Source organism: Cytobacillus gottheilii (genome assembly GCF_900166665.1).
In the GTDB taxonomy this organism is placed as follows: domain Bacteria; phylum Bacillota; class Bacilli; order Bacillales; family Cytobacillaceae; genus Cytobacillus; species Cytobacillus gottheilii_A.
Window position 1 is genome coordinate 375,840 of sequence record NZ_LT800494.1, and the last position, 19,209, is coordinate 395,048.

The following is a 19,209-nucleotide window of genomic DNA, read 5'->3' on the forward strand; positions in this document are numbered from 1 at the left end:
TAAAACCTCCTTAACCATTTACAGTATTAAAGTGAAAGAGAGCAAGGAACCTGTTTTAAGAAAAAAGCAGTGGATACAAACCGATGAAGTAAGAAAACTTCCCATTCTTTCCATTTACTATAAGGGATAAAGGAAGGGCGGGCAAGACCTTATTTTGATTTCATTTTGACTGTAGAATACGGCTATACTATAATTAGAATGTTATCCATAAGGCTGGTTCCGTAAGCTAGCCAGAGTCCCGCTTTATTTTTAAGTAAGATCATACAAAAAAATTTATGAGTACATAAAGTTTGTCTTCAAGCATTTTGAAGCGTAACTTTTCTTAATAACAATTGAGGTGAAGAACTATGTTTGATCGTCTCCAAGCAGTCGAAGACCGCTATGAGCGGCTGAATGAGCTTTTAAGTGATCCGGAAATCGTCAACGATCCGAAAAAGCTTCGCGAATATTCTAAAGAACAATCAGGCATTCAAGAAACAGTAGAAGTTTATAGAGAATACAAAAGTGTAAAAGAGCAGCTTCAAGACGCAAAAGCCATGCTGGAAGAAAAGCTTGATGCAGACATGCGTGAAATGGTAAAAGAAGAACTTTCTGAGCTGGAAGATACCAATGAAGAGCTCCAAGCACGTCTTAAAATTCTGCTGATACCGAAGGATCCGAATGACGACAAAAACGTTATTATGGAAATTAGAGGAGCAGCAGGCGGAGATGAAGCCGCTTTATTTGCCGGTGATTTATACCGCATGTACAGCCGCTATGCGGAGGTACAGGGCTGGAAAATTGATGTCATTGAAGCAAGCTCCACTGGAGTGGGCGGCTACAAAGAGATCATTTTTATGATCAACGGAAATGGAGCTTACTCAAAGCTTAAATTTGAAAATGGTGCACACCGTGTTCAGCGTGTCCCTGAAACAGAATCAGGCGGCCGTATTCACACGTCGACAGCCACGGTTGCTGTTCTGCCAGAAGCAGAAGAAGTGGAAATCGATATTCATGATAAAGATATTCGTGTGGATACTTTTGCTTCAAGTGGTCCTGGCGGGCAAAGTGTTAACACTACGATGTCAGCAGTGCGTTTGACTCATTTGCCGACTGGTGTGGTTGTATCATGCCAGGATGAAAAATCCCAAATTAAAAACAAAGAAAAAGCGATGAAGGTTCTTCGTGCGCGTGTCTATGATAAATTCCAGCAAGAAGCACAAGCGGAATACGATCAGCAGCGTAAATCTGCGGTAGGTTCAGGGGATCGTTCCGAGCGAATTCGCACGTACAACTTCCCGCAAAACCGTGTTACCGATCACCGTATCGGCTTAACGATTCAAAAGCTGGATCAAATCCTGCAAGGAAAGCTTGATGAAGTGATTGATACACTTATTATGGAAGAGCAATCTGCTAAGCTGGAAGCGGCTTCGAATGAGTAATAGCATGAGAGTATTTGAAGCCCTTAATTGGGCTTCTTCCTTTTTAAAGGATAAAGGAAGAGATGAAAATGCGGGAGACATTTTGCTGAGGCATTTTTTAGAGATGAGTTATGCTCAAATGCTTGCTTCTTTTCAGGATGAGTTGAAGGAAGAGCAGCTTGCTCAATTCCAAAGCGCCGTGAAGCTTCATGGTGAAGGAAGACCTGTTCAATACATTATGGGGTATGAGTCATTTTATGGGCGCACTTTTCGAGTGAATGAGGATACTCTTATCCCAAGACCGGAAACAGAAGAACTGGTTTTGGAAGCGATCAAAAGGATAGAGCGCAAATTTGATCTGCATGAGATCACTGCAGCGGATATTGGCACAGGCAGCGGCGCCATTGCCGTAACCTTGAAGCTTGAAAGGCCCAAACTTCGAGTAACGGCAACAGACATTTATGCTCCGACAATTCAAATGGCTGCACATAATGCTGAGGAACTTCGTGCTGATATTGAATTCATTGAAGGAAATCTGCTCGAACCTTTCATTAGAGAAGGCCGAACCTTTGATGTCATTCTTTCGAATCCTCCTTATATTCCGGACAGCGACAAAAGCTGGATGTCAGAGGTGGTAACAGCGCATGAACCGCATCGGGCCTTGTTTGCAGGGGTGGATGGTCTGGAAATATACCGCAATCTCATAAAGCAGCTGCCTGCGGTCTTAAATTCATCTGCAATCGTGGGCTTCGAAGTCGGAGCAGGACAAAGTGAAGCAGTCAGGCAGCTGCTGCAAAACACATTCCCTGAAGCTGCCGTCGAAGTTGTATTTGATATCAACGGCAAAGATCGTATGGTTTTTGCGGAAATGTAAAAAACTATCTCCGGGTGGAGATAGTTTTTTTGCATACAGTGTGGGGTCTTTGTTTGTTCGGGTTCGGATTTAGCAGGAAGATGGGAGATTTATGAGGAAAAAGGCAGTTTGATAGGAAAAGTCGATATTTTGATAGGAAAACTAGAAAATTTGATAGGATAGTCACCAATTTTGATAGGAAAGTTAAAAATTTTGATAGGAAAGCCAGAAAATGAACCGAAAAGCTCAATAAAAAGAGCGGAAATCCATTCAAATGATTCAAAATTGCAGAGGGGAAACCGCAATCTGCACATTTCATACAAAAAATAGATCCTAATTAAGACTAAAAATCGAGTTTGATCGAAAATCCAAAGGAATTGATCGAAAAATCCAGCAAAAAGACCGAAAAACCGGTTCAATTGAACGAAATGTCCTGGGAAATGAACGAAAAATTATGGAAATGACTAAAATCCGCATTTGTCCTTACAAATATAAACTCCTAAATAAGAGCAGAAGCTTAGCTGCTCGAAAAACTCATGGATATAACCGAAATCGACTATTTTTCATTCGAAAATAGATCCTTTATAAACACAAATCACAGTTTAATAGACAACCAATAAATTAATTAAAAAACAATCGATTAAGTTTACTCAAATAACCTAAAAATTAACTGAAAATGTCTGCGAATTAATCCAAATCACTTACTCTCCATCCGATCTCTCGAAACTACATATATATATACTGCCAACCAACCTCAATCGCTTATAAAATCACTAGTTCACGGAAATAATCTTAAAGATAGTTGAGATTGACATATAACCAAAAGGTGTTATATTATAAAAAGCGAAACCAAATGGTTCTATATAAGGAGGATCTCCAATGGAAGCAGTACAAGATATTAAACAAACGGTCATGATTGAAGCACCAATTCAAAAAGTATGGGACAAAGTTTCAACTTCAGAAGGAATTGAATTATGGTTCATGCCTAATGATTTTAAACCTGAGGAGGGTTATGAGTTTCATATACAATCTCCTTTTGGTCCATCACCATGCACAGTTTTAGAAGTTGATGAGCCCAGCAAAATTTCATTTTCATGGGATACAGATGGATGGGTTGTTACCTTTCTATTAAAAGAGGTGGGGAACCAAACGGAATTCACTCTTATCCATAGCGGATGGAAGGCTCCTGATGAAATTCTTCCAAAGCCGAATGAAAAAAGTTCTGTTATCCGAGATCGAATGGATCACGGCTGGGCAGGTATCGTTCAAAACCTTCGCAAGGCTGTTGAAGGGTAAATGTCAGCAGTTAAACATGATGTCTTTCAGGCTATTGCAGACCCTACGAGAAGAGAAGTCCTTCGTCTGCTGGCTAACAAGGAACTGCCGATCTCAAAAATATCAAATCATTTTCCGATCAGCCGCACAGCTGTTGCCAAACATCTTCATATTCTGTCAGAAGCAAATTTGGTTACTGGAAAAAAGGTAGGTAGAGAAAAAATATACACGCTTCATCCTGAACCGCTGACAGAGGTCCAGCAATGGCTGTCTTATTACGAACAATTCTGGCATAATAAACTGTCAATTCTAAAACATGTCGTTGAAAGCGACAGCGAACAGAATAGATAACTTTCTGAAGCTGCTTAATTTTAAGCAGTTTTTCATTTTATATTGAACAAATAATTTTTTTCCATTTTACTAGTTTAAGAATTTCCGAATCTGTCCACAATGAGGATATCGAAGGGATGGTGCCGGAAATGAAAACAAAATGGACTGTGAACTTATACATCTTATTATTATCAATTGGAACGATTTTTAGTTTATATATACCGCAAACAGAGGTAACGGCCGATGAAGAATTGGTCATTCCAAGTGAAGCGATTCGGCTGCGGATTCTAGCTAATAGCGATTCAGAAGCAGATCAAAACGTAAAAAGAATGGTAAGAGATGCTGTGAATGAAAAAATAACAGAATGGGTGTCTGATTTAACATCTGTTGAAGAATCGCGCAAGCTGCTTCAATCCCGTCTGCCGGAAATTCAAGCCATTGCTGAGAGAGTGGTAGAAGAGCAGAATGTCCCGCAATCAGTCAAAGCGGAGTTTGGAAGTGTTGAGTTTCCTACCAAGTTATACGGACAGTTTCTATATCCAGCCGGTGAATATGAAGCTATTTTAATCACGCTGGGAGATGGCGACGGAGCAAACTGGTGGTGTGTCCTGTTTCCTCCTCTATGCTTCCTTGATTTTTCAAACGGAGTAGCTGTTGGTGAAGGTTTTGAGGAAGATGCAAAAGAAGCTTCTGCAGAAGAAGTGAAACCTGAGCAAAAAATAGAAAAGGAAGAAAAGAAAGAACAGGAAGAACCCGTATACACAGGGGAAAAGGATGAAGAAGAGGTAGAAGTTAAGTTTTTCCTAGTGGAAATTTGGAATAAGATTTTTGGATAAGTTTTAATGGTGTAGAGATCATATTTCTTTGCGCCATTTCTTTTTTATGAAAAATCAATGGCAAATAATAGTAACTTTTAAAGAAGTGTTTCAATCTATCAAAATCGGATATTTATATGAATGTAACATCAAACAACAAAGGAGATGGATAACATGGCTAACAACAATAATAACGGTAAAATGTCTCGTGAGGAAAGAGGCCGTAAAGGCGGAGAGGCAACTAGCAATAATCACGATAAAGAATTCTACCAGGAAATCGGCCGCAAAGGCGGAGAAGCAACAAGCGATAATCATGATAAAGAATTCTACCAGGAAATCGGCCGCAAAGGCGGAGAAGCAACGAGTGAAAATCATGATAAAGAATTCTATCAGGAAATTGGCAGCAAGGGCGGAGAAGCAACAAGTCAAAATCATGATAAAGAGTTCTATCAGGAAATTGGCCGCAAAGGCGGGGAAGCAACAAGTGAAAACCATGATAAAGACTTTTATCGCGAAATTGGCCGTAAAGGCGGCAACTCTAACGATTAATAGATTTTTAAATATAAGGGATGACAAAATGTTATCAACTTAGCACGGCAGTCTAAAATGAGACTGCCGTGTTTTCTTTCTTATACTCAAATAGAAACAATCTCCTTTTCTATCATTTTTTCAGTTCTATTTCTGCTCCTATCAATCATATTCATAGAATAAGTTTATTAATAGATGGGGTGAAAGAATGGAAAAGGGAGCTATTCGTTGTGCAAGTATGGAGGATGTTGAAAAGTTATCATTATTTTTACAGAATGCAAAGGTAAGCTCAGATGGGATTGAGGACTCTATTGATTATTTTTTAGTATCTGAGAATGAGTTTGGTCAAATTCAGGCATCATTAGGGATAGAGCCTCATGGGCAGATTGGTTTGCTGCGATCATTGGTGCTTAGTCCGAACTCAACTGAAAAGGATATGTTCATTTTACTGGAACAAATTTTAATGCTGGCTAGAGATAAAGGGTTAAAAGAGCTATATTTAGCTTCAAATAAGCAAAGTGCAGCAATTTTCTTTTCGCTGATGGGGTTTCAGCCTCAAGATTCAACTAAGCTGCCTGCAGACTTATACGAATCTGAACATGTTAAACATATCCTTTCTGTGGATAACTCATATTTCTTGAGGTTTACCATATGAAATGTGGATAAAATGACAAAGTTATACACAAAAAGGTCTTTTTTATACACAATTTGTGGATAAAAGCTTGAGTTATCCTCTGACTTCTTTTATACTTTCAAAAGTGATTCATAGAAAAGTGAGTAATATAGGCATTTATAAGAAGAAATATTGAAGGTGTGTTTAGATGGATACAAAAAGATGGTCAGTGGATAAAAATGTGGATAATTTAACTGGTTACCCACAAATAACACAGGCAGCAGATCTTTTATTAAATAATGAAGTGGTTGCTTTCCCAACTGAAACCGTATATGGACTGGGCGCTAATGCCTACAGTGATCAGGCGGTTGCAAAAATTTTCGAAGCAAAAGGCAGACCTGCGGATAATCCACTTATTATCCACATTGCTGATGAAGCGATGATCTCTGACTTTGTAGAGGAAATTCCTGAAAACGCGAAGAAATTAATGAAGGCATATTGGCCAGGACCGCTTACGATTTTATTAAAAATGAAGCAAGGAGTACTCTCGGAGATGGCAACGCCTGGTTTATCTACAGTAGGAGTCCGTATGCCAGATCATCCGGTGGCACTGGCTTTATTGCAGAAAACCAAACTGCCTATCGCTGCTCCCAGTGCCAATTCTTCTGGGAGGCCAAGTCCCACAGCAGCAGAACATGTGTGGGATGACTTGCAGGGGAAAATTGCTGGTATTGTGGATGGGGGTACAACAGGTGTAGGACTGGAATCAACTGTTCTTGATTGTACAGAGGATGTTCCTGTCATATTGCGTCCAGGCGGGATTACTGCTCAGCAAATTCAAGAAGTCATTGGAGAGATTGCTGTTGATCCAGCTTTAACGGATGTTGAGCAGCAGCCCAAATCCCCTGGAATGAAGTATCGCCATTATGCTCCAGATGCAACTCTTGTATTAGTAGATGGAGATCGCTCCGAAATCCAGCGGCTTATTTTAGACAAGCAGAAAGAAGGACTAAAGGTTGGTGTCCTTACAACCTCTGAAAATGCCTCCTTCTATCAGGCAGACAAAGTGATTGCATGCGGAAGCAGAGACAATCTGAATTCAGTTGCAGGATCTTTATATGAGACGTTAAGAAATTTTAATAACGCAGAGCTTGATCTTATTTTTAGCGAAATGTTTCCGGACGAAGGTGTTGGACAGGCCATTATGAATCGTCTTATTAAAGCTGCTGGATATCGTGTTATTTCCTTTTAACTTTTTAGCCGTCTCAGTATGAGGCGGTTTTTGTGTTTGCTATGCCTAGAAAAAATGGACATTGTGAAAAACATCGTCTAAATGATCTTGGACTTGCATATCTTGAATTAGCAAGTCCAAGGGGGCGATATACAACATGGCAGAAATATTTGGCGAATTACTCACAATCGGCTTAATGGCATTCGCGCTAGGAATGGATGCCTTCTCAATAGGATTGGGAATGGGAATGTTTAAGCTCCGTTTGCGGCAAATTGTGAAGATTGGATTGACCGTAGGACTGTTTCACGTCCTCATGCCCATGTTAGGGATGATCACCGGCAGGTTCCTGTCGGACAAGTTTGGGGAAATTGCCGCTTATATTGGCGGAGGATTGCTGATTTTACTCGGAATTCAAATGGTGTTATCAAGCTTCAAAAAAGAAGAGAATAGCTTAATTTCACCTGTTGGATTTGGCTTATTGCTTTTTGCGGTGAGTGTGAGTCTGGATAGTTTTTCAGTCGGCTTATCGTTAGGGATATTCGGAGCTAAAACAGCGGTTGTTTTAACCATGTTCGGCGCTGCAGCAGCTATATTAACATGGGCCGGACTTTTCATTGGCCGGAAAGTGCAAGGGTGGCTAGGCTCTTACAGTGTAACCCTGGGTGGAGCTATCCTGCTCGCCTTTGGAATTAAATTGCTGTTTATGTAAGATTATATAGAAAAAGTTGGGAGAAAAGGTGTGACTTTTCTCTCTTTTTTTTGATATCTGCTCTATTGAATTTAGGTGTTTTGTCTTATAATGTAGGGGAGGGGGCAGCAAATATGAAGAATATTTTATTTGTTTGTACAGGCAATACTTGTAGAAGCCCAATGGCGGAGGCTATTTTAAAAAGCAAAAAAATATCAGGGATTTCAGTGAAATCTGCTGGTGTATATGCAGGTGCTGGAAGCCGTGCTTCTCTACATGCACAGCAAGTTCTGCAAGAACATGGCATTCATTTTGAACATCAATCTTCCCCATTAACAGCTGAGCTTCTGCAGTGGTCCGATTATGTGCTTACCATGACTTCTGATCATAAGCGGCTTATTTTAGACCGTTTTAATGGGGTTGAAGGAAAGGTCTTTACGCTAAAGGAATTTGCAGGGGATGCAGCAATAGATATTATTGACCCTTACGGAGGATCTCTTGAGATTTACAGAGCCACCTTCAATGATTTGAGAGAAGCTATTGATCAGGTAGAGAAATCTTGGAAAAAGCAGGAACGAAACTAAATCGGCTTGCAGGGGGAAGTTATGGAAGAGAAAACGAAATATAAATTTGGTCTGCGTAAAAAGCTTGTTGTTTTTATAATGACTTTAGCAATTATTACATATACGACAAGTGCTTTGTTTTTATATGTGGTATATCCGTTTATTAAGGATTTATTGCCAGTCGGACAGGTTATTTTTACGATTATTACGCTAAGTCTTGGTGCGGTGTGGTCTGGTATTTTAGCTTATTTTGCAGCTGGATTCCTTATTAATCCGCTGAAAAAATTAGAAAAAACCGCTCTAAAGGCAGCTCATGGTGATATCAATACGGATGTAGAGCTTTCTAAATCGGATGATGAAATTCGTTCATTGGGATTGGCGTTTAATCACATGCTTTACAATCTGAAGGATATGGTTCAGAAAATAGAAGAAAACTTTCAAGAAACAAATGATAAGGTGATCTCAATTTCACGCGAATCAACAGCAGCTGCTGAGCAAGCTGAAGTTATTTCCAGAACGATTGCAGAAATTTCAGCTGGTGCAGATCATTCAGCTGTTTCCATTCAGTCGACAGCTGAGTCAGTTGAGAGTGTTATAGAAATTGCGCAAATCGTACAGAAGAAGGCCGAAGATTCTGAAAGCGTTTCAAAGGAGTTAATTGATGATCTCGTTGATTCCAAAAAGGTGATTCACTCTTTAATCTCAGGAATTGAAAAGCTTGCCGCAGGAAATGAACAGTCACTCGAGACGGTTAAACGATTAGAAGATAATGCTTCTAAGGTAGAGCAGATCATCAAGCTTGTTGGCGATATTGCAGCTCAAACCAATCTTCTTGCATTAAATGCTTCCATTGAGGCGGCGCGTGCAGGCGAGCATGGGAAAGGCTTTGCGGTTGTTGCAGATGAAGTGCGCAAGCTTGCGGACGAAAGTGCAACGGCTGTGCAGGGTATTTCCGAACTGATTAAAAACATTCAGCAAGAAGTAAAAAATGTGGTGAGCCAAATCAGTCAGCAAGTACAATCAGCAAACATGGAAGCGAAAAAAGGAACTGAAACGAATGCGGTGATTGAAGAAATGACGAAAACAGTTAATGAAATGGCCTCGTCTGTCTCTGAAATCACAGGACTTGTTGGCAAACAGATGGAAAGCATTCATCATACGTCCCAGCAATCCCAAGAGGTGGCTGCCATCGCAGAAGAAACCTCGGCCGGTGCAGAAGAAGTTGCCGCGTCTTCTCAGCAGCAAACAAGTGTCATTGAAAACGTGGAAGTTCTGGCTAACGAACTAAAAACGCAAGCAGAAAAATTAAAAAGCACCATCACCAGATTTCATACTTCTTAAAGGGCCAGCCGGCTCTTTTTTTGTGCAGTCGAATGGGAGATTCGACCCGTTGCTGGGACGCCTCGAACTGCCCCGAATTTTGTTGAATTCAGGTTGACTATAAACTTTATAATTAAGCGCTTTTATGTAAGAATAAGAGTAGAAATTAGAGGAGGCTGTTAACATGAAGGTAGCAATTGCATCAGATCACGGCGGAGTTAACATTAGAGAAGAAATTAAAAGCTTAATGGATGAAATGGGTATACAGTATGAAGATTTTGGCTGTGAATGTGATACATCTGTTGACTATCCGGATTATGCTTTGCCGGTAGCGGAAAAGGTAGCCAGCGGAGAATTTGATCGTGGCATCTTAATCTGCGGGACAGGCATTGGCATGAGTATTGCAGCTAATAAGGTAAAGGGCATTCGCTGTGCGCTTGTACACGATACGTTTAGTGCAAAGGCGACGCGGGCACATAATGACAGCAATATGCTGGCAATGGGCGAGCGGGTAATTGGCCCTGGTCTTGCACGGGAAATCGCAAGCATCTGGCTGGGGACAGACTTTGAAGGCGGCCGTCATGAAACGCGAGTTGGTAAAGTTAAAGCTTATGAAAATAAATAATCTACCTGTCTTAGGAGTGTGAAGACAATGGCAGAAGAGTTGCAGACATGGAAACAAGAGCTGGATGAAATTGTTGAGCAATTTCTACAAGCGGTTTCTCTAAATGAGAAGAGTGTGGTTGTCATCGGCTGCAGTACAAGTGAGGTTGCTGGAAGCAGGATTGGAACGGCTGGTACAGAGCAGGTGGCAGAAATGATTTATCATTCGCTGCAGAAATTGACCAGTGAGACGGGAGCTTCCCTGGCATTTCAATGCTGCGAACACCTGAATCGGGCGCTTGTAGTCGAGAGACAGACCGCGGAGTCTAAAGGCTGGGAAGAGGTCAGTGTGATCCCCGTTCGAACAGCGGGTGGAGCAATGGCCACCTATGCTTACGGTTCAATGAGCAATCCTGTTGTTGTGGAGTTTATAAAAGCTGATGCAGGCATTGACATAGGTGACACATTCATCGGCATGCATTTAAAACATGTAGCTGTCCCTATTAGAACCACACAGAAAAATGTTGGAGCAGCACATGTCACACTGGCAACAACACGGCCTAAATTAATCGGCGGTATTCGTGCTGTTTATGAAAAAAAGAAAGAAAATGAATCCTGCTAACCTTTGCGTATGCAAAGGTTTTTTTATGAGCTGCATGCGGTTAGGATGGTTGCGATGGCGAATATCTTTGTTGTTTGGGCGAATATATTTCTTTTACAGCGAAAAAAATATAATTACGGCGAATAAATTTATTTTACGGCGAATAAATCCAAATCACGGCGAATATTCAACCTGCACCCCTTTTTGAAGACAGTCACATGACCCTCAATTGGTCGAAAAAATACCAACCATCGCTTTAACTATGCATCCTCCTAAAAAAACAGATTGCTTCCAATATCCAATAGCCCCAGAAACGATTCAATTTTTATAAAGATTAAAACAGAAAAACATGTTAAAATGAAAGAGATTTTTGGTACATAGGACGCGTTTTAACAAGCAGAAAAAGGTTCTTTCACGGCCGCACGGCGGGATGACTTGCCTTTTTATAAACAAGATCGCTTGTAAAGAACGCGATAATAAGCTGTTGGACAAGGGGAGGATATAAATGAAGCATTTAGCACAGCAGGATGAGCAGGTTTTTCAGTCGATTCAAGATGAGCTTAAGAGGCAGCGAACAAAAATTGAGTTAATTGCGTCCGAAAACTTTGTCAGCGAAGCCGTAATGGAAGCGCAAGGCTCTGTACTGACCAATAAATACGCAGAAGGCTACCCGGGGCGCCGTTATTATGGCGGCTGTGAACACGTGGATGTAGCTGAGGATCTTGCCCGTGACCGCGCGAAGCAAATTTTTGGAGCGGAGCATGCCAATGTGCAGCCGCATTCTGGTGCACAGGCAAACATGGCTGTTTATTATACTGTACTTCAGCATGGCGATACCGTTCTTGGAATGAATCTTTCACATGGTGGACACTTAACACATGGAAGTCCAGTAAACTTTAGCGGAATTCAATATAATTTTGTTGAATACGGTGTTGATGAGAAAACGCAATACATTAACTATGATGATGTCCTTGAAAAAGCGCGTGAGCATAAGCCGAAGCTGATCGTTGCGGGTGCAAGTGCATATCCTCGTGCCATTGACTTCAAGCGCTTCCGTGAAATTGCTGATGAAGTCGGTGCTTATTTAATGGTAGACATGGCTCATATTGCAGGTTTAGTTGCTGCCGGTCTTCACGAAAATCCAGTTCCTTATGCTGACTTTGTCACAACAACAACACATAAAACTTTACGCGGCCCTCGCGGCGGCATGATCCTTTGCAAAGAGGAATTTGCTAAAAAGATTGATAAATCTATCTTCCCTGGTCTTCAAGGAGGACCGCTTATGCATGTGATCGCTGCCAAAGCAGTTGCATTTGGTGAGGCATTGCAGGATAGCTTCAAGGAATACGCGGGCAGCATCATTCAAAATGCTCACCGTCTCGCGGCTGCACTTGCGAAGGAAGAAATTAACCTCGTTTCAGGCGGAACTGATAATCACCTTTTACTTATTGATTTAAGCTCTTTAGATCTAACTGGAAAAGTAGCGGAAAAAGTCCTGGATGAGATCGGAATTACTGTCAACAAAAACACAATCCCATTCGATCCGCAAAGCCCGTTTGTGACTAGCGGTATCCGTATTGGAACCGCTGCTGTTACTTCTCGCGGCTTTGGCGAAAAAGAAATGGACGAAATTGCAGCTATCATCGCATTAACATTGAAAAATCATGAGAACGAAGAAAAACTTTCAGAGGCTAAACAGCGTGTTGAAGCTTTAACAAGCCAATTTACGCTTTATCCTGAGAGATAAGATTAGAATATATCGAAAGAGGCTAGGACATAAGTATTTAACACAACCACAGAACCGAATGATTAGGAAGAATCTTTCTAATCATTCGGTTTTTTATTTGTTTAAAATTTAATATTTAAACATGAGTGAAATGGAGCGGAGGACCCTCGACTCCTGCGGGCTGAAGAGCAAAGGGTGAGACCCCGCAGGAACGGATGCTCCGAGGAGGCTCAGCTTCCTCCCCATGGAAAGCGAGGGTTTGGAGCGCAGGTGGAACGGGCTTGTGTAAACACGTAAACCTTGAAAATGAACATTCGTGTTTTACAAATTGTATTTTCGTTTTGTCCCAGTCTCTTTTGTTTGCTGTTCAAAACCGACTGTGGGCAAATTTGTAGCAGCAGTTCTTTCTTTCACGGGTGTGCTTCTTTCATGACACTTCCTTAACAATTTGCTTTGATAGTTGCCCTCGTATTTATTTTTCTGTAAAATTAGACGAAGTGCAAACAGAACTATTTTAAACAAAAAAGGAGAGATTTCGATGGCAAAGGTATATGTATTTGATCATCCATTAATTCAGCATAAACTAACATACATACGTGAAAAAAATACGGGGACGAAAGAGTTCAGGGAGCTTGTTGATGAAGTTGCTACGTTAATGGCATTTGAAATAACGAGAGACATGCCTTTGGAAGAAATCGAAATTGAAACACCTGTAAAATCCACTAAGTCAAAAGTGTTATCCGGAAAAAAACTTGGTATTATTCCGATCTTACGTGCGGGTATTGGGATGGTTGATGGCATTCTGAAGCTGATTCCAGCTGCAAAGGTTGGACATATCGGTCTTTACCGTGATCCAGAAACATTAATGCCAGTTGAATATTATGCAAAGCTTCCGAGTGATGTGGAAGAAAGAGACTTTATCGTTGTAGACCCAATGCTAGCAACTGGGGGATCTGCGATTGAGGCGATTAATTCTCTGAAAAAGCGTGGCGGAAAACATATTAAATTTATGTGTCTGATTGCTGCTCCAGAAGGGGTAGAAGCCGTGAAGGAAGCACATCCGGATGTAGATATTTATATTGCTGCTCTTGATGAGAAATTAAATGACCATGGTTATATAGTTCCGGGTCTTGGCGATGCCGGTGACCGATTATTCGGTACTAAATAAGGGAGGAGACGATGAACATGGATCGTCCAATTAAAGTAATGACGATTTTTGGGACAAGACCAGAAGCGATTAAAATGGCTCCGCTTGTTCTTGAACTTCAAAAATATCCAGAGCACTTTGAATCAATTGTGACTGTTACAGCTCAGCACCGTGAAATGCTAGACCAAGTGCTGACAATCTTTGGCATAACACCTGACCATGATTTAAATATTATGAAGAATCGCCAAACCCTGATTGATGTAACAACAAGAGGTTTGGAAGGCTTGGATGCTATTATGAAGGAAGTGAAGCCTGACATTGTTCTTGTCCACGGTGATACAACCACGACATTTATTGCAGGGCTTGCCGCATTTTATAATCAGATTCCAGTTGGACATGTTGAAGCGGGGCTGCGGACATGGAATAAGTACTCTCCATTCCCAGAAGAAATGAACCGTCAGCTTACAGGGGTAATGGCGGATCTGCATTTCTCTCCAACTCTGCAGTCAGCACAAAATTTAGTTCGTGAAAATAAACAGGAAGAAAGCATTTTTGTAACTGGCAATACAGCGATTGATGCCTTAAAAACAACGGTTAAAGATGAATACCATCATGAAGTGCTGGACAAGGTTGGTTCTGATCGCCTTGTATTATTAACAGCACACCGCCGTGAAAATCTTGGTGAGCCGATGCGAAATATGTTTAAAGCAATTAAACGGCTTGTGGACGAGCAGTCAGATATCCAAGTCGTCTATCCTGTTCATATGAATCCGGCTGTCAGAGAAATTGCCGGGGAAATTCTAGGAAATGATGACCGCATACACTTAATTGAGCCTCTTGATGTCATTGATTTCCATAATTTCGCTTCTCGTGCATATCTTATTTTGACAGATTCAGGCGGTGTGCAAGAGGAAGCTCCTTCTCTTGGTGTTCCAGTTCTTGTGCTGCGTGATACAACCGAACGTCCAGAAGGTATTCAGGCTGGCACACTAAAGTTAGCGGGAATTGAAGAACAGCCGATCTACGAAATGGCAACGGAATTACTGTCAGATGAAGAAGCTTACAAAAAAATGGCTCATGCTGTCAATCCATACGGTGATGGACATGCTTCATATAGAATTTGCGAAGCAATTCGCTACTATTTTAAACAGCTGGAAGACCGTCCCGAGGAATATAATCCGCAATAAGCAGCATAGACAAGCTGGCTTTAGCTTAAGGGTTTGGATTCAAGGGCGCATTTATGAGGCTGGGGCATAAGAATTTAACACGATTGTAAAAGCGAGTGGTTAGGAAGTGGATCTTCCTAATCATTCGTTTTTTTAGTTTTTATTTTAACAAAAATGAGTGAAATGGAGCGGAGGACACTCGACTCCGCAGCAAATGTGGAACGGGCTTGTGTAAGTATCCAAACATGACATTTAAATTATTTGCATAAAATACCTGGACCGAGCATTCTTGCTTCTCCCCAATCCTAACCTGCCACAACCAACGACATTTCAGTAAAAGATGCATACTCCCCTCTTAAAAAGAAAACGATAAGCAGTAAAAAGAGGTGCATCCCTATGAGATATTTTCTTCTTCTGTTTCTTGTTTTTATATGTATTTTTCCTTTATCTGCATACAGCACCACACTTGAAATACCGCCAATTCCAAGCATGGAGGATGATGGTGAAGAGGTCGCAATTATTGTCTTAAAGGACGGACAAAAGATTCAAAATGTGAAAAGGAGGGCTAGTGAGGCAGGGCTTGAGGTGCGACGTACATATCAAATTGCCTTAAATGCCATCTCTGTTAAAGGTGACTCATCCGCTATACAGACGCTGCAGGCTGAGTCAGGTGTTTCCTTTATCTCTCCTGTTAATACGTATTCTGTCCATTCTGAAAACAATATTGAATTAATTGGCGGCGATTTAATTCGCGGCTATTTTGACAATGAAGATCACCGATTAACAGGGAAGGGAGTAAGGGTAGGGATTATTGATACAGGAATTGATTATCAACATCCAGACTTGGCCAGGAATTATGGCGGCGGACATGATGTTGTGGACGAGGATGAAGATCCAATGGAAACAAGAGCAGCCGCTGGGAAATCTACTCTTCATGGAACGCATGTGGCAGGCATTATTGCTGCCAACGGAAGATTAAAGGGGGTTGCGCCTGAAGCAACCATAATTGCTTATCGTGCATTGGGACCCGGTGGAAGCGGCACAACAGAGCAAGTCATTGCAGCGATTGAAGAAGCAATCAAAGATCGGGTAGATGTATTAAACTTATCACTCGGAAACAATGTCAATGGACCGGATCTGCCAATTAGCATTGCCCTGAATAAAGCCGTTGATGAAGGAATCACTGCTGTGGCGTCATCAGGAAATTCTGGTCCAAATATGTGGAGTGTCGGTTCGCCTGGTACGGCTTCGAAAGCGATCTCTGTTGGTGCTTCTACACCTTCGCTCATGATTCCATATTTAAAAATTGAAGGAAAGAACACCCGTCTTCAGCTCTTGCAGGGTTCTCCCCCCTGGAAACTGGATAAATCCTATCCCGTTGCCGATGGAGGAATAGGCACAAAAGCAGATTTAAAGGATGCGAAAGGGAAAATTGTGCTGATTGAACGAGGAGAACTGACATTTTCCGAAAAAAGTCAAAATGCCTATGAAGCTGGTGCTGAAGCAGTTGTGATCTATAACAATACAAATGGTAATTTCCAAGGAAATCTTGAAGGCAAACATCATATCCCGGTTGCCGCTCTTTCAAAAAAAGATGGCAGCCGTCTTATTAAGAACCTTAAGAAAAAGACATTGCTGGCACAAACCAATATAATAGAAGAAAAAGATTTATTAGCTGATTTTAGCTCGCGCGGTCCTGTAACATCTACGTGGGAAATTAAGCCGGATGTAGTTGCGCCGGGAGTGGCAATTAAAAGCACAATACCTGGGGGTTACCTTCCGCTGCAAGGTACAAGTATGGCAGCGCCGCATGTTGCTGGGGCATGTGCTCTTTTGAAGCAAGCGCACCCTGAATGGGGGCCGGAGCAAATAAAGGCAGCACTAATGAATACATCGAAACAGCTTGTAAATAACACTGGCCTTCCATATAAAACATATGAACAAGGCGCTGGAAGAATCCAGCTGGAACAAGCCTTGAAAACTGAATCTCTAGTGATGCCGGGTTCATTGCAGTTTGGAAAATTTAAGCTGGCCGATCAGCAGCATAAACACACTGCGTATATTGAGATTGAAAACACAAGCACATCAAGCAAGACATACTCATTCAATATTCCCCATAAAGTGGAGGGTATTGAATGGGAACTGCCTCTATCTTTTCAAATAGCACCTGGTAAAAGAGAAAAGGTTGAAATTAAAATGTCTGCAGATCCAAGGAAACTCACTGAAAAATTATACGATGGAAGCCTAACGTTAAATGCAGGATCAGAACAAATTAGAATTCCTTATTTGTATGTCTTGGAGGAACCAAACTATCCAAGGGTCATGGGCTTTGCGATCGGAAAGGGAGATAAGCCGGGAGTATATCGCTATGAAGCATATTTGCCGGGTGGAGCAGAAGAGTTTGGGATTGCGCTGTTTGACCCGGAAAGCCTGCGATTTGTCGGATTCCTCGATTGGAAGCGGAAGGTCAAGAAAGGACAGCTGGAACAAGAAATTGAAGAAACAATATTACCTGACTCTGGCCTTTACTTAGCCAAAATATTCGCAAAGAAAGCAGGTAAAGAGGACTGGATTGAAACCTATTTAGTTGTGGGACCTCATGGAGAATTAATACAGCAAGAGTATAAAGGTGAAAAGAGCCACATTAACAATTAATGAGAAGCATCCATCTAAAAATCCATTATCTGATTAAGTTCAGATGATGGATTTTTAACGATGATGGGTTTTGCTGCTACAAGACACCTGTAAGAATGTGAAAATAAGATTTTAATACTGAGAAAAGGAAGGAAGTTAAAATGAGAGAATCATAGGTATAGGGAGCATGCAATAGGATAAAATGAAAAAATATGAACAAAGTGTGAACTCTGATTTTTCCCAAGTTTAGGTTGTCAACTTTTTGGTCTTAAACGCATTGACATTGACAAGCCCCTATTGTATGCTTACAAAGGGTATAATTGATAGGGTTTACAAAGCAACATAGGCATGTTGTTAAGGGTAAAAACCTTCCGCTGTTTTTGGTTTTATACATAAAATCACATCGGTTTAAAACGGAAGAAATAGAGCCTGCTGTAAACGGATCAGTTCATACGCTTTTTCTGTTGCTCTTTTCTAAGTGTTTTTAGCGCGGAACTTCTCCCTCTTTTAAAATGAAATTCCATACATACTATTAATAAGAGGATGAATACGGCCGTTGGAAAATGGTTCACTTCGGCGGACAGGAGAAAAGGGATATGCCAGAATTTAAATTAATGTTTAACAGGCAAAGAAAGTACATGTTTTATCTTCTAGCGATCTATGTTCTTGGCTGGGGATTTACCTCACATCAGCATATATACTTAGGTTTGGTTATCGGAACAAGCTTAAGCATGTATATCTTATGGTCAATGGTCAGAAAAATAGATCAATTCGGAGAAGCGGTTGCCACTGGCCGAAAAGTGTACTCACTTGGAATGATCTCTAGAATGGCAGTAGCTGCATTAGCGGTGTTAATTGCGACGAGATATCCAGAACATGTGCATTTTATCAGTGTAATTATAGGATTAATGACAGCTTATATTGTCATTATGATAGATTTTGCCATCCAGACATTACAATCAGCACTCAGCAAGGGAGAGAGGTGAAAAAAATTTGGGAAATCATGTTGCTCCTGCAGTAGAGATATTTGGTATATGGTTTAACCTATCAAATATTCTCATGATAACTGTAGCTAGTATTATTGTATTTATTATTGCGTATGTCTGTACCCGTAACTTATCTATGAAACCAACAGGTAAGCAAAACTTTATTGAGTGGGTAATGGACTTCGTTAAAAACATTATTAACAGTTCAATGGATTGGAAAACAGGTGGCAGATTCCATGTGTTAGGAATCACGCTTATTATGTTCATCTTTGTTTCCAATATGCTAGGTCTTCCGTTTGCTGTAGTCCTCGACCATGAACTATGGTGGAAATCACCTACCGCTGACCCAATTGTTACATTAACCCTTGCGGCGATGGTGATCGCATTATCACACTACTATGGTGTTAAAATGAAAGGGTTAAAAGAATATGGAAAAGACTTCTTCAGGCCAAAGGCGTTTATGTTTCCGCTGAAGATTGTAGAAGAATTTTCAAACACACTTACACTAGGTCTTCGTTTATATGGAAATATATATGCAGGTGAAATTTTACTTTCTCTACTCTCTACTTCCCTCGCATACTCAACCTGGTGGGGAACCATACTAGCAATTCCATTAACGGTAGTATGGCAAGGATTCTCCGTATTTATCGGTTCTATCCAAGCATTTATCTTTACTCTGTTAGCAATGGTCTATATGTCTCATAAAGTAAATCATGACCATTAATATATT

Annotated in this window: 19 protein-coding genes; all 19 read left to right on the forward strand. The window is 40.9% G+C overall.

Annotated elements, in window-relative coordinates; genetic code table 11:
- Positions 1 to 347 precede the first annotated feature (347 nt).
- Positions 348 to 1,421, forward strand: a complete 1,074-nt coding sequence (prfA, locus tag B7E07_RS02030) for a peptide chain release factor 1 (RefSeq protein WP_080843825.1) — start codon at positions 348 to 350, stop codon at positions 1,419 to 1,421.
- Positions 1,422 to 1,425: 4 nt separating this feature from the next.
- Positions 1,426 to 2,274: a peptide chain release factor N(5)-glutamine methyltransferase gene (gene prmC, locus B7E07_RS02035; RefSeq protein ID WP_080849077.1), complete on the forward strand. Its 849-nt coding sequence runs from the start codon at positions 1,426 to 1,428 to the stop codon at positions 2,272 to 2,274.
- 858 nt (positions 2,275 to 3,132) lie between these two features.
- Complete coding sequence (locus B7E07_RS02040) at positions 3,133 to 3,549, forward strand: SRPBCC family protein (RefSeq protein WP_080843826.1); 417 nt, start codon at positions 3,133 to 3,135, stop codon at positions 3,547 to 3,549.
- Entirely contained in the window at positions 3,550 to 3,879 is a 330-nt protein-coding gene (locus B7E07_RS02045) for an ArsR/SmtB family transcription factor (RefSeq protein WP_080843827.1), read from the forward strand. It abuts the gene before it with no gap.
- Between the two features lie 128 nt (positions 3,880 to 4,007).
- Positions 4,008 to 4,694, forward strand: a complete 687-nt coding sequence (spoIIR, locus tag B7E07_RS02050) for a stage II sporulation protein R (RefSeq protein ID WP_176215089.1) — start codon at positions 4,008 to 4,010, stop codon at positions 4,692 to 4,694.
- 153 nt (positions 4,695 to 4,847) lie between these two features.
- On the forward strand, positions 4,848 to 5,222 hold the full coding sequence (gene gsiB, locus B7E07_RS02055) for a glucose starvation-inducible protein GsiB (RefSeq protein ID WP_080843829.1): 375 nt from the start codon (positions 4,848 to 4,850) through the stop codon (positions 5,220 to 5,222).
- A 187-nt stretch (positions 5,223 to 5,409) separates the two neighbouring features.
- The gene (locus tag B7E07_RS02060) at positions 5,410 to 5,856 is read left to right on the forward strand and encodes a GNAT family N-acetyltransferase (protein ID WP_080843830.1); all 447 of its coding nucleotides are present in this window, start codon (positions 5,410 to 5,412) and stop codon (positions 5,854 to 5,856) included.
- A 166-nt stretch (positions 5,857 to 6,022) separates the two neighbouring features.
- Positions 6,023 to 7,066, forward strand: a complete 1,044-nt coding sequence (locus B7E07_RS02065) for an L-threonylcarbamoyladenylate synthase (protein WP_080843831.1) — start codon at positions 6,023 to 6,025, stop codon at positions 7,064 to 7,066.
- 136 nt (positions 7,067 to 7,202) lie between these two features.
- A complete protein-coding gene (locus tag B7E07_RS02070) occupies positions 7,203 to 7,754 on the forward strand; it encodes a manganese efflux pump MntP (RefSeq protein ID WP_080843832.1) in 552 nt (183 codons plus the stop codon).
- A gap of 113 nt (positions 7,755 to 7,867) precedes the next feature.
- Complete coding sequence (locus tag B7E07_RS02075) at positions 7,868 to 8,317, forward strand: low molecular weight protein arginine phosphatase (protein ID WP_080843833.1); 450 nt, start codon at positions 7,868 to 7,870, stop codon at positions 8,315 to 8,317.
- Positions 8,318 to 8,338: 21 nt separating this feature from the next.
- On the forward strand, positions 8,339 to 9,637 hold the full coding sequence (locus B7E07_RS02080) for a methyl-accepting chemotaxis protein (RefSeq protein WP_080843834.1): 1,299 nt from the start codon (positions 8,339 to 8,341) through the stop codon (positions 9,635 to 9,637).
- A gap of 163 nt (positions 9,638 to 9,800) precedes the next feature.
- Entirely contained in the window at positions 9,801 to 10,241 is a 441-nt protein-coding gene (gene rpiB, locus B7E07_RS02085) for a ribose 5-phosphate isomerase B (RefSeq protein WP_080843835.1), read from the forward strand.
- 27 nt (positions 10,242 to 10,268) lie between these two features.
- Positions 10,269 to 10,841 (forward strand): TIGR01440 family protein, encoded by a 573-nt coding sequence (locus B7E07_RS02090; protein WP_080843836.1) that lies wholly within the window; start codon positions 10,269 to 10,271, stop codon positions 10,839 to 10,841.
- A gap of 484 nt (positions 10,842 to 11,325) precedes the next feature.
- Complete coding sequence (gene glyA, locus B7E07_RS02095) at positions 11,326 to 12,567, forward strand: serine hydroxymethyltransferase (RefSeq protein WP_080843837.1); 1,242 nt, start codon at positions 11,326 to 11,328, stop codon at positions 12,565 to 12,567.
- 517 nt (positions 12,568 to 13,084) lie between these two features.
- Positions 13,085 to 13,714 (forward strand): uracil phosphoribosyltransferase, encoded by a 630-nt coding sequence (gene upp, locus B7E07_RS02100; protein ID WP_066442348.1) that lies wholly within the window; start codon positions 13,085 to 13,087, stop codon positions 13,712 to 13,714.
- Positions 13,715 to 13,731: 17 nt separating this feature from the next.
- Positions 13,732 to 14,880 carry a non-hydrolyzing UDP-N-acetylglucosamine 2-epimerase gene (gene wecB / locus B7E07_RS02105; protein ID WP_080843838.1) on the forward strand — a complete coding sequence of 383 codons (1,149 nt, stop codon included), beginning with the start codon at positions 13,732 to 13,734 and terminating at the stop codon, positions 14,878 to 14,880.
- A gap of 375 nt (positions 14,881 to 15,255) precedes the next feature.
- Positions 15,256 to 17,514, forward strand: coding sequence for a S8 family serine peptidase (locus B7E07_RS02110; RefSeq protein WP_080843839.1), 2,259 nt, complete (start codon positions 15,256 to 15,258; stop codon positions 17,512 to 17,514).
- 575 nt (positions 17,515 to 18,089) lie between these two features.
- Positions 18,090 to 18,479 (forward strand): ATP synthase subunit I, encoded by a 390-nt coding sequence (locus B7E07_RS02115; RefSeq protein ID WP_080843840.1) that lies wholly within the window; start codon positions 18,090 to 18,092, stop codon positions 18,477 to 18,479.
- Positions 18,480 to 18,486: 7 nt separating this feature from the next.
- Entirely contained in the window at positions 18,487 to 19,203 is a 717-nt protein-coding gene (atpB, locus tag B7E07_RS02120) for a F0F1 ATP synthase subunit A (RefSeq protein WP_080843841.1), read from the forward strand.
- Positions 19,204 to 19,209 lie beyond the last annotated feature (6 nt).